11 protein-coding genes are annotated in these 10,780 nt (G+C 57.0%); 9 read left to right on the top strand and 2 right to left on the bottom strand.

Annotated elements, in window-relative coordinates; all coding sequences use genetic code 11:
* Window positions 1-4 precede the first annotated feature (4 nt).
* The 5 genes from IM295_RS13960 (at window position 5) to selB (ending at window position 5,523) form a co-directional block, all read left to right on the top strand.
* Window positions 5-361, top strand: coding sequence for a DUF3302 domain-containing protein (locus tag IM295_RS13960; RefSeq protein WP_028015048.1), 357 nt, complete (start codon window positions 5-7; stop codon window positions 359-361).
* Window positions 362-363: 2 nt separating this feature from the next.
* Window positions 364-1,500, top strand: a complete 1,137-nt coding sequence (locus IM295_RS13955; protein WP_028015049.1) for an HlyD family secretion protein — start codon at window positions 364-366, stop codon at window positions 1,498-1,500.
* A gap of 90 nt (window positions 1,501-1,590) precedes the next feature.
* Window positions 1,591-2,199 carry a glutathione S-transferase gene (locus IM295_RS13950; RefSeq protein ID WP_193066835.1) on the top strand — a complete coding sequence of 203 codons (609 nt, stop codon included), beginning with the start codon at window positions 1,591-1,593 and terminating at the stop codon, window positions 2,197-2,199.
* A 103-nt stretch (window positions 2,200-2,302) separates the two neighbouring features.
* Window positions 2,303-3,688, top strand: coding sequence for an L-seryl-tRNA(Sec) selenium transferase (gene selA / locus IM295_RS13945; protein WP_193066834.1), 1,386 nt, complete (start codon window positions 2,303-2,305; stop codon window positions 3,686-3,688).
* On the top strand, window positions 3,685-5,523 hold the full coding sequence (gene selB / locus IM295_RS13940) for a selenocysteine-specific translation elongation factor (protein WP_193066833.1): 1,839 nt from the start codon (window positions 3,685-3,687) through the stop codon (window positions 5,521-5,523). The genes selA and selB overlap by 4 nt, the downstream gene beginning before the upstream one ends.
* A 3-nt stretch (window positions 5,524-5,526) precedes the next feature.
* Here the strand turns inward: selB and IM295_RS13935 are convergent, their stop codons facing one another.
* The gene (locus tag IM295_RS13935; RefSeq protein ID WP_193066832.1) at window positions 5,527-6,411 is read right to left on the bottom strand and encodes an ROK family protein; all 885 of its coding nucleotides are present in this window, start codon (window positions 6,409-6,411) and stop codon (window positions 5,527-5,529) included.
* A gap of 165 nt (window positions 6,412-6,576) precedes the next feature.
* Here IM295_RS13935 and aldB point away from each other — a divergent pair, with 165 nt between their 5' ends.
* On the top strand, window positions 6,577-8,115 hold the full coding sequence (gene aldB / locus IM295_RS13930) for an aldehyde dehydrogenase AldB (protein WP_041911639.1): 1,539 nt from the start codon (window positions 6,577-6,579) through the stop codon (window positions 8,113-8,115).
* Here the strand turns inward: aldB and IM295_RS13925 are convergent.
* Entirely contained in the window at window positions 8,112-9,077 is a 966-nt protein-coding gene (locus IM295_RS13925; protein ID WP_065366019.1) for a LysR family transcriptional regulator, read from the bottom strand. The genes aldB and IM295_RS13925 overlap by 4 nt on opposite strands.
* A 117-nt stretch (window positions 9,078-9,194) precedes the next feature.
* Between IM295_RS13925 and IM295_RS13920 the strand changes: the two genes are divergently transcribed.
* The 3 genes from IM295_RS13920 (at window position 9,195) to IM295_RS13910 (ending at window position 10,749) form a co-directional block, all read left to right on the top strand.
* On the top strand, window positions 9,195-9,935 hold the full coding sequence (locus IM295_RS13920) for a MipA/OmpV family protein (protein WP_028015056.1): 741 nt from the start codon (window positions 9,195-9,197) through the stop codon (window positions 9,933-9,935).
* A 209-nt stretch (window positions 9,936-10,144) separates the two neighbouring features.
* Entirely contained in the window at window positions 10,145-10,330 is a 186-nt protein-coding gene (locus IM295_RS13915) for a type II toxin-antitoxin system HicA family toxin (RefSeq protein ID WP_193066831.1), read from the top strand.
* A gap of 14 nt (window positions 10,331-10,344) precedes the next feature.
* The gene (locus IM295_RS13910; protein ID WP_126327136.1) at window positions 10,345-10,749 is read left to right on the top strand and encodes a type II toxin-antitoxin system HicB family antitoxin; all 405 of its coding nucleotides are present in this window, start codon (window positions 10,345-10,347) and stop codon (window positions 10,747-10,749) included.
* Window positions 10,750-10,780 lie beyond the last annotated feature (31 nt).

The raw sequence follows: 10,780 nt of genomic DNA, 5'->3' as shown, positions 1-10,780 counted from the left end.
GACTATGTTTCTCAACTATTTTGCGCTGGGCGTGTTGATTTTTGTATTTCTGGTTCTTTTTTACGGAATCATCGCCATCCATGACATCCCCTATAATATGGCTAAAAAGCGTAATCATCCCCATGCCGATGCTATTCATACGGCAGGCTGGATCAGCCTGTTTACGCTCCATGCCATCTGGCCGTTCCTGTGGATTTGGGCCACGCTGTACCGCGAAGATCGCGGCTGGGGCATGCAGAACCACATTACTAAGCCTGATGAGGTTCCGGGGATGGATGCGCTGGCCAAACGCGTGGCCGAGTTAGAACACAAGCTGGCAGCGGTTCAGCCCTCTGATGATAAAAACACGCTGGAGCGCTAATCATGGATCTGTTGATTATTCTGACCTATGTGGCATTTGCCTGGGCAATCTTTAAAATATTCCGTATTCCGGTAAATCAGTGGACGCTTGCTACCGCGACGTTAGGCGGGGTGTTTATTGTTGCCGGACTCATTCTGCTAATGAACTATAACCATCCGTATACCTTTACGGCGCAAAAAGCGGTAATTTCCATTCCGATTACGCCGCAGGTCACGGGGGTGGTTACTGAAGTGACCGATAAAAATAACCAGCTCATTAAAAAAGGCGAAGTGTTATTTAAACTGGATCCGGGCCGCTATCAGGCGCGCGTCGACAGACTGAAGGCGGACCTGGTGACCGCGACGCACAATATCGACACTCTGAAAGCGCAGCTTTCGGAAGCGGTTGCCAATACGACACGCGTCTCCGCTGAGCGCGATCGACTATATAAAGATTATCAGCGCTACCTCAAAGGCAGCCAGGCGAAGGTGAATCCGTTCTCTGAAAGCGATATTGATAACGCGCGGCAGAACTATCTGGCGCAGGATGCCATGGTGAAAGGCTCCGTTGCTGAGCAGACGCAGATTCAAAGCCAGCTGGACAGCATGGTGAACGGCGAGCAGTCGCAGATTGCCTCGTTACGCGCCCAGCTTGCTGAAGCAAAATACAACCTCGATCAGACCGTGGTGCGCGCGCCGAGCAATGGCTATATCACCCAGGTGCTGATTCGTCCGGGAACCTATGCCGCCGCGCTGCCGCTGCGCCCGGTGATGGTCTTCATTCCTGAACAGAAGCGCCAGATTGTGGCCCAGTTCCGCCAGAACTCGCTGCTGCGTCTGAAGCCGGGCGATGAAGCGGAAGTGGTATTTAACGCGCTGCCGGGCCAGGTGTTCACCGGTAAGCTCACCAGCGTTCTGCCTGTGGTGCCGGGCGGGTCGTATCAGGCGCAGGGTGCCTTGCAGGCACTGACCGTTGCGCCGGGTACGGATGGCGTACAGGCGCTGATTGAACTGGAGCCTAACGCCGACGTCGATGCTTTGCCGGACGGTATTTATGCCCAGGTGGCGGTCTATTCGGATCATTTCGCCCACGTCTCGGTGATGCGTAAAGTGCTGCTGCGTATGACCAGCTGGATGCACTACCTCTATCTCGATCACTAATCCTTCCGGGGCGGGAATGCGACACGCATATCTGCCCTTTTTTCATCGCTTGATCCATACTGACTTTTTCCCGGCATCAAGGATCAGGCAATGAAACTCATCGGTAGCTACACCAGTCCCTTCGTGCGAAAAATCTCGATTCTCCTGCTGGAGAAAGGGATTGAATTTGAATTCGTTAATGAACAGCCCTACAACGCCGAAAACGGCGTCGCGCAGTATAACCCGCTGGGGAAAGTTCCGGCGCTGGTGACGGACGAGGGCGAATACTGGTTCGATTCCCCCATTATTGCGGAGTATATCGAACAGCTGGGCATTGCCCCGGCAATGCTGCCGTCTGACCCTAAAGCGGCGCTGGCGGTGAAGCAAATTGAAGCCCTGGCCGACGGCATTATGGATGCAGCACTCACCTCCGTTCGCGAGCAGGCAAGGCCCGCCGCCCAGCAGTCAGAAAACGAGCTGCTGCGCCAGCGGGAAAAAATCAGCCGCAGTCTGGATATGTGCGAAAAGCTTATCCGGGAGGGCAAGATCCACACCGACAGCCTGGACCTGGCAACCATCGCCATCGCCTGCGCCATCGGCTATCTCAACTTCCGCCGGGTGTCCCCTGGCTGGTGCGTTGACCGTCCGCTGCTGGTGAAACTCGCAGAAACGCTCTTTAGCCGCGAGAGCTTTGCCCGCACCGAACCGCCAAAGGCTTGACGCGGGTTATAACACTTCGGCGTCGGAGGCGGTACAATCCCTCCATATGTTAACTCCCTCTCCCGTCGGGAGGGGGGAAGATATTTACTCGCCAGGCGCTTTCATGACTACTCATCATTCGCTGTACAGCCAGATCCCCGCGACCGACCGACTTCTTCGCGAGCCCCGCATTCACGCTGCCGTTGAGCGCTTCGGCCATACCGCGACGGTGGAGATGTTACGTCTGCTTCAGGATGAAGCCCGAGGCCATATCCAGGCCGAAAACGCCTTGCCCGACTGGTGCGCAGCGTGGGAGCTGGAAGTTGAGCATCGGCTGGGTGAGAAGGCGCAAAGCGCGTTACGCCCGGTGGTCAACCTGACGGGGACCGTGCTGCACACTAACCTGGGACGCGCCCAGCAGGCGGAAGAGGCGGTGGCTGCGGTCGTGCAGGCCATGCGCTCGCCGGTGACGCTGGAGTACGATCTGGACGGCGCCGGGCGCGGGCATCGCGATCGCGCGCTGGCGGATCTGCTCTGCCAGCTAACCGGCGCGGAAGATGCCTGCATTGTGAATAACAACGCGGCGGCGGTGCTGCTGATGCTGGCGGCGACCGCGAGCGGCAGAGAGGTGGTGGTGTCCCGCGGCGAGCTGGTGGAGATTGGCGGGGCGTTTCGCATCCCGGACGTGATGCGCCAGGCGGGCTGCACGCTGCATGAAGTGGGTACGACTAACCGTACCCATGCGAAAGATTATCGCGCGGCGGTGAATGAAAACACCGCCCTGCTGATGAAGGTCCACACCAGCAATTATCATATTGAAGGCTTCACCAAAACGGTTGAAGAGGCCGAGCTGGCGGCGATTGGGCGCGAGCTGAATATTCCGGTGATTGCCGATCTCGGCAGCGGTTCGCTGGTGGATCTCAGCCAGTACGTGCTGCCTAAAGAGCCGATGCCGCAAGAGATGATTGCGGCGGGCGTGAGCCTGGTCAGCTTTTCCGGCGACAAACTGCTGGGCGGGCCGCAGGCCGGAATTATCGTCGGCAAGCGCGAGCTGATTGCGCAGCTGCAGCAGCACCCGCTCAAGCGCGCCCTGCGCGCCGATAAAATGACGCTTGCCGCGCTGGAGGCGACGCTGCGGCTCTATCTCCATCCGGAGAAACTGGCCGACCGCCTGCCCACGCTGCGTCTGTTAAGCCGGGATGCCGCCTCGATTCGCGCCCAGGCCGAACGGCTGCTGCCGCGCGTTGCCCCGCACTACCCCGATTTTGACGTTCGCATTGAGCCCTGCCAGTCGCAAATTGGCAGCGGTTCGCTGCCGGTGGACAGGCTGCCGAGTCAAGCGCTCACCTTCACCCCGCGTGACGGGCGCGGTAGCCGCCTGGAGGCCCTGTCGTTGCGCTGGCGTAGCCTGCCGACGCCGGTTATCGGACGGATTTACGACGGCCGCATGTGGCTGGATCTGCGCTGCCTTGAAGATGAAGAGCGATTTCTGGAGATGTTGTTGAAATGATTATTGCCACCGCCGGTCACGTCGACCACGGAAAAACCACGTTACTGCAGGCAATTACCGGCATAAATGCCGATCGTCTGCCGGAAGAGAAAAAGCGCGGCATGACCATCGATCTGGGCTATGCCTACTGGCCCCAGCCCGATGGCCGCGTGCTGGGCTTTATTGATGTTCCGGGGCATGAAAAATTTCTTTCCAACATGCTGGCGGGCGTGGGGGGCATCGATCATGCCCTGCTTGTGGTGGCCTGTGATGACGGCGTGATGGCGCAAACCCGTGAGCATCTGGCGATCCTCCAGCTGACAGGCAACCCGCAGCTGACCGTGGCGCTGACTAAAGCCGATCGCGTTGACGACGCGCGCGTCAGCGAGGTGCGCGAAGCGGTGCAGGCGACCTTACGGGAATATGGTTTTGCCGATGCACCGCTTTTTGTCACCGTAGCGACAGAAGGGCGGGGTATCGGCGAACTTCGCCACCATTTGCAGCAGCTCTCATCGCGAGACCACGCCAGCCATCACCGCTTCCGTCTGGCGATTGACCGGGCGTTTACCGTCAAAGGCGCGGGGCTGGTGGTCACCGGTACGGCGTTAAGCGGTGAAGTGAAGGTGGGCGATAGCCTGTGGCTGACGGGCGTTAATAAACCGATGCGCGTGCGCGGCTTACATGCGCAAAACCAGCCTGCGGAGCACGCCCACGCCGGGCAGCGGATCGCGCTCAACATTGCCGGGGATGCGGAAAAAGAGCAGCTTAATCGCGGCGACTGGCTGCTGGCCGACGCCCCGCCCGAGCCGTCTGAACGCGTCATCGTTTCCCTGCAGACAAACGTCCCGCTGACCCAATGGCAGCCGCTGCATATTCACCACGCGGCCAGCCATATCACCGGGCGCGTGTCCCTGCTGGAAAACGATCTTGCCGAACTGGTTTTTGATTCGCCGCTCTGGCTGGCGGATAACGACCGTCTGGTACTGCGGGACATTTCCGCACGGGAAACGCTGGCCGGGGCGCGGGTAGTGACGCTGAACCCGCCGCGACGCGGCAAGCGTAAGCCTGAATACCTGCAATGGCTGGCTGCGCTTGCACAGGCTCAGGATGATAACGCCGCGCTGCGGGTGCATCTTGAGCGCGGGGCCGTGAGCCTGAGTGATTTTACATGGGCACGCCAGCTGAGCGGCGAAGGGTTGCATCAGCTGACCCAGCAGCCGGGCTTTATTCAGGCCGGCAACAGCCTGCTCGATGCGCCGGTTGCGGCAAACTGGCAGCGTAAGATCCTGAACACGCTCGCCACTTACCATGAACAGCATCAGGATGAACCCGGTCCTGGTCGCGAGCGCCTGCGACGCATGGCGCTGCCGATGGAAGACGATGCGCTGGTGCTGGTGCTGATTGAAAACATGCGCGAAAGCGGGGTGATTAAAAGCCATCACGGCTGGCTGCACCTGCCGGATCACAAAGCCGGGTTCACCGCAGAGCAGGAGGCAATCTGGCAAAAAGTGGCCTCGCTGTTTGGCGATGAACCGTGGTGGGTTCGCGATCTGGCGCGTGAAACGAACACCGACGAGCAGGTGATGCGCCAGGTATTGCGCCATGCGGCGCAGCAGGGGCTGATAGTCGCGATCGTGAAAGATCGTTATTACCGTAACGATCGCATTGTGGCGTTTGCTAACCTGATCCGCGAACTGGATCAGGCGCGCGGCTCCACCTGCGCAGCCGATTTCCGCGACCGGCTGAACGTTGGCCGCAAGCTGGCGATCCAGATCCTGGAATATTTCAACCGCATCGGTTTTACGCGTCGCCGGGGTAATGACCATCTGCTTCGCGACGCGCAGCTGTTCCCCTGAGCGCTACGTGCGGCGGGAGAGTTTTTGTTTTGCCAGCCATGCCGCGCCCAGCCTTCCCGCCTGGTTACCTAGCTCGCAGGGCAGAATGGGCACCTTGAGCGCCTCCCACTCCTCGAATCGCTGCAGGTACTTATCGAGCAGGAGATAGATTTTCTCCTGCTCGCTTACCCCGCCGCCAATCAGCACTGCCTGTGGATCGAACATCGAGATTACGCTGTAAACGCCGCGCGAGAGGCAATGGGCCCACTCCTCAATGGCCTCACGCAGATGCACGTCGCTCTCCATGCGTTTAAACAGCGCCTCGCCGTCAGGCATCTCTTCTTCTGATACGGCCAGCGCGCGGCGGCAGGCTTTCATCAGGCCGCTGGCCGACGCCACGTCATGCATGGGTTCGCCGTTATTACCGACGGGCAGCACGCCAAATTCGCCAGCGCGGTAATGCGACCCGCGATAAAGATCGCCTTCCATCACAATCCCGCCACCGATGCCCGTGCCGATGGTGATGCAGACGAAATGCTCGTAGTCCTTACCCGCGCCCTGCCAGCGCTCGCCCAGCGCCGCACAGTTGGCGTCGTTTTCCACGGTGACGGGAAGATCGGTCAGACCGGCGAAGAGTTCGCACAGGTTTTCGCCGTCGAGATAGTCGAGTGCGCCCGCTTTTGCCGCTTCGCCGCTGTGGTGGTTAATATGGCCGGGAAAGCTCACGCCGATACCGACGATGTCGTGTTCGTCCTGATACGCTTCAACTACCGCTTTCCACTTTTTTTTGAAGGTGTTTTTATCCTCAGGAGTATCGTACTCGTCCGTCGTCAGCTCCTTGCCATTTTCATCAATCACGCCGTGTTTGATGTGGGTTCCGCCTACGTCAAAACCGATAAACAGCTGCATCGCATCGTTCCTCATGAGCCCTTGAGCTGTTAAGTATGGCTCAGTGGCAGAAACGAAACGTAAAGTACGGTAATCCGTGATACGGCTCGTAAACCCGTCACCCACTGGCGAGAAAACCGCCAGCCGGGACTACCCTTGTTGTACACCAACAGCAAGGAGACGGTCATGACAAACAATCCTCCCTCTTCGCGTATCCAGCCCGGCGAGTATGGTTTTCCCCTCAAGCTGAAGCCCCGTTATGACAATTTTATCGGCGGCGACTGGGTGGCCCCCGTCGACGGCGAATACTATTCCAACCTGACGCCCGTTACCGGCCAGCCGCTGTGCGAGATTGCCAGCTCCGGCAAGCGGGATATCGATCTGGCGCTGGATGCGGCGCACAAAGCGAAAGATAAATGGGGCCATACCTCCGTTCAGGAGCGCGCGGCCATTTTGTTCAAAATCGCCGACCGGATGGAGCAGAACCTGGAGCTGCTGGCGACGGCGGAAACCTGGGATAACGGCAAGCCGATCCGGGAAACGATGGCGGCAGACGTGCCGCTGGCTATCGACCACTTCCGCTATTTTGCCTCCTGTATTCGCGCGCAGGAGGGCGGAATAAGCGAGGTAGATAGCGACACCGTGGCGTACCACTTCCACGAGCCGCTGGGGGTCGTCGGGCAAATTATTCCGTGGAACTTCCCGCTGCTGATGGCGAGCTGGAAAATGGCGCCCGCGCTGGCCGCCGGGAACTGCATTGTGCTTAAACCGGCGCGTTTAACCCCGCTCTCTGTCCTGCTGCTGATGGAAATTGTTGCCGATCTTCTGCCGCCGGGGGTGATTAACGTGGTGAACGGCGCGGGCGGTGAGATAGGGGAATATCTGGCCACCTCAAAACGGATCGCTAAAGTGGCGTTTACCGGGTCGACGGAAGTGGGCCAGCAGATTATGCAGTACGCCACGCAAAACATTATTCCAGTGACCCTCGAGCTGGGCGGGAAGTCCCCGAACATCTTCTTCGCGGACGTGATGGAGGAAGAGGACGCTTTCTTCGACAAGGCGCTGGAAGGGTTTGCGCTGTTTGCCTTTAACCAGGGCGAAGTCTGCACCTGCCCAAGCCGCGCGCTGGTGCAGGAGTCCATCTACGAGCGCTTTATGGAACGGGCCATTCGCCGCGTCGAGTCTATCCGCAGTGGTAACCCGCTCGATAACGTTACGCAGATGGGGGCGCAGGTCTCGCATGGCCAGCTTGAGACTATCCTCAACTACATCGATATCGGCAAGAAGGAAGGGGCGGATATCCTGACCGGCGGTCGTCGTAAGGTGCTCGGCGGAGATCTGCAGGAAGGGTATTACCTTGAGCCGACGATCCTGTTCGGGCAGAACAACATGCGCGTCTTCCAGGAGGAGATTTTCGGACCGGTGCTGGCGGTGACTACCTTCAAAACGATGGAGGAGGCGCTGGAGATTGCCAACGACACGCCGTATGGCCTGGGGGCGGGAGTCTGGAGCCGTAACGGTAATCTGGCCTATAAAATGGGCAGAGGCATTCAGGCGGGGCGCGTATGGACCAACTGCTACCACGCCTATCCGGCTCACGCGGCATTTGGCGGGTATAAGCAGTCGGGCATCGGGCGTGAAACGCACAAGATGATGCTGGAGCATTACCAGCAGACGAAATGTCTGCTTGTCAGCTACTCCGATAAACCGCTGGGGCTATTCTAATCGCCCAGTTCAGGCCGTCCATGGACGGCCTGAGCAATTTGCTGGCGCAGGCAGTTGAGGACACCATCCAGAACATATTGTACGCGCCAGGGCTGATATTCGCGCTTGCGGAAGATGGCGGTCAGATCGAGCCACCACTCTTCCTGATGCGGGAAACAGGGGACCAGCGTGCCTTGCGTTAATTCCTTCTTCAGGCTTTCTTTCGGCGCGAACACAATGCCAAGGTTATTTCTTGCCAGCTCCAGGGCCGTCTGGGTATTGTCGCAAATATAGTTTCCGGTTACCCGATAATCATGCACATCATCACTGCCATGCATGCGAAAACGCCAGATATTGGCGTCATCGACCAGCATGGAGTCGATCAGAATACAGGAGTGATTAATTAAATCTTCAGGTCCGGTTAAAGGATGTTTATTTAAATATTCCTGGGTTGCGAATGCAGTGACGGAATATTTTGTTAATACGCTGGCGACCAGACTTTCATCTTTTGGCTGAGCATAGGTAATTAAAATATCACAGTCATCCGGGAAGGACACACCTTCTGAATATTCGTTGCGGTCCAGGTTGTAGGTTTTCAGGGAAATGCGAATGTCCCCGATGTCCTTTATCTGGTGGATCACGTGGCGCGCGAGATAGGTCACAATGCCCGTTGGGGCGTAAATCGTGACTTTTCCACGCTTTTCATGCTTATAATCGGCAATGAAATTAATAAGTTGCGTGTTTTTGTCCAGCGTGGCGTCGACATAAGGGAGCAACGCCTCACCGAACTGCGTCAGAGCGAGCTGGCGGGTCGTGCGCTCAAAAACCTTAAGCCCAACCCGTGTTTCAAAATCCGAGAGATATTTACTGACGTTGGCCTGCGCCATGCCCAGCAGGGCGGCGGCATCACCAATGCTGTGGGTGGCTGCGATGACGGAGATTATTTTTAACTCGCGTGGCTTTAGCTGTAATTTATTCATCATGCGCACCCATCTATATGGTTTTATATATAATATTATATAAACTGCAGCGTTGCACCGGCAAATTTGTAACCATTATTATTCGCCCCGCTTATTTGGCGTATAAATGGATTACTTCACATGACTATTAAATACAATTTACTGATTGCTGCCACGTTATTTGCAACCTCTTCTGCAATGGCCGGTGATTTTTCACTTGGCGCGGGGGCCGTATTTAATGAGTCTCCTTATAAAGGCTATAACGAAAATACCACCGCGGTGCCGTTAATTAGCTATGAGGGCGATCGCTTCTATGTTCGCCAGACCACGGGCGGATGGATCCTGTGGAAAGACGCAAAAAATGAACTCAGCCTGACCGCATCCTGGATGCCGCTGCATTTTGATCCGGATGATAACGACGACCACCAGATGAAGCAGCTTGATGAGCGTAAAGCCTCTGCTTTCCTCGGCGGTGCGTACTACCGCCACGAAAGCTGGGGTTCTCTGAAAGTGGCGGTCTCAGGCGATGCCACGGATGAAAGCGGTGGCGTGGTGGGCGAGGTATCCTACTTCCGTCCAATCAGGATGGAGCGTTTGACCCTGACGCCTTCTGTCGGTGTTTTTTACAGCGACGAGAGCTATAACGACTACTACTACGGCGTATCCGGCAGCGAGTCACGCCGCTCAGGGCTGGATCAATACACCGCCGGCGACAGCTGGACGCCCTACGTTGGTCTGGTAGCTAAATATCAGTTAACCCAGAAGCTGTACCTCAACGCCAGCGCGGTCTACACCGTGTTGCCTGATGACGTGAAGAACAGCCCGATGATCGACCGCGATGATAGCTTCGCGCTAATGACCGGCCTGACCTGGCGCTTCTGATGCGGTAAAGCCGGGCGACGGCGTTGCCTTGCCCGGCCTACGATCTTGCCTGCATTTTTATCTGCAATACAACGTATTCCTTTTTCATTTCTCGATGCTTCTTCCTGTTCCGCCAAAACACGGCTGCACTGATGTTCCTTATGCGCTAATGTGATTCGACCCGATAGTAATGGTGTGTATCATGTGTACAATCATGGAAGGACTGGGATGTGAAAAGTGCGGATGTCATTACCGTTCTGATCGGCCACGGCTGGAAATGTGTCAGAACGAAAGGAAGCCATCATCAGTTTCGCCATCCCGAACAGAAAGGGCTGGTTACTGTCCCACATCATAAGAAGGATATTAAACCGGGCACGCTCGCGCAGATATGGCGGCAGGCGGGAATTAAACACTGATATCAGGAGTAGTTATGTTTTATCCGGCTTACATTCATTCTGACACCGACGGTAGCGCCAGCGGCTTTTTTCCTGACGTTCCAGGCTGTTTTTTTGCTGGTGATTCCCTGGACGACGCTTTTCAGGATGCACGTGAGGCGCTCACCGCGCACTTCGAAGCGCTGTTTGAAATGGATGAAGCATTGCCTCTTCCGGGGAATGTCGAAGTGCACCTTGAAAATCACCCTGACGACTTCACGGGCGGGCAATGGTTGCTGGTGGATATTGATATGAAGCAGTTTGACGGCAGGGCCGAGCGTATCAACATCACGATGCCTCGACGTTTGCTGGTAAAGATTGATTCCTTTGTCAGCGAGCATCCTCAGTTCGGTAATCGAAGCGCATTTCTGGCTGAGGCAGCACGTCGCGTGCTGCCATAGCGTTCAACCTCTCCCGTGGGTGAGGGCAACA

Source organism: Enterobacter cloacae complex sp. P14RS (assembly GCF_014895895.1).
GTDB lineage: Bacteria > Pseudomonadota > Gammaproteobacteria > Enterobacterales > Enterobacteriaceae > Enterobacter > Enterobacter bugandensis.
The sequence above is the reverse complement of the archived record's forward strand: the minus strand, read 5'-3'. Positions and strand labels throughout refer to the sequence as shown.

Excerpts from the sequence above, each read along its gene's own strand:
- IM295_RS13955 (WP_028015049.1), top strand. The coding sequence starts at position 364 with ATGGATCTGTTGATTATTCTGACCTATGTGGCATTTGCCTGGGCAATC.
- IM295_RS13925 (WP_065366019.1), bottom strand. The coding sequence starts at position 9,077 with ATGATGAATAAATTACAGCTAAAGCCACGCGAGTTAAAAATAATCTCC.
- aldB (WP_041911639.1), top strand. The coding sequence starts at position 6,577 with ATGACAAACAATCCTCCCTCTTCGCGTATCCAGCCCGGCGAGTATGGT.
- selA (WP_193066834.1), top strand. The coding sequence starts at position 2,303 with ATGACTACTCATCATTCGCTGTACAGCCAGATCCCCGCGACCGACCGA.
- IM295_RS13910 (WP_126327136.1), top strand. The coding sequence starts at position 10,345 with ATGTTTTATCCGGCTTACATTCATTCTGACACCGACGGTAGCGCCAGC.
- selB (WP_193066833.1), top strand. The coding sequence starts at position 3,685 with ATGATTATTGCCACCGCCGGTCACGTCGACCACGGAAAAACCACGTTA.
- IM295_RS13935 (WP_193066832.1), bottom strand. The coding sequence starts at position 6,411 with ATGCAGCTGTTTATCGGTTTTGACGTAGGCGGAACCCACATCAAACAC.
- IM295_RS13960 (WP_028015048.1), top strand. The coding sequence starts at position 5 with ATGTTTCTCAACTATTTTGCGCTGGGCGTGTTGATTTTTGTATTTCTG.
- IM295_RS13920 (WP_028015056.1), top strand. The coding sequence starts at position 9,195 with ATGACTATTAAATACAATTTACTGATTGCTGCCACGTTATTTGCAACC.
- IM295_RS13950 (WP_193066835.1), top strand. The coding sequence starts at position 1,591 with ATGAAACTCATCGGTAGCTACACCAGTCCCTTCGTGCGAAAAATCTCG.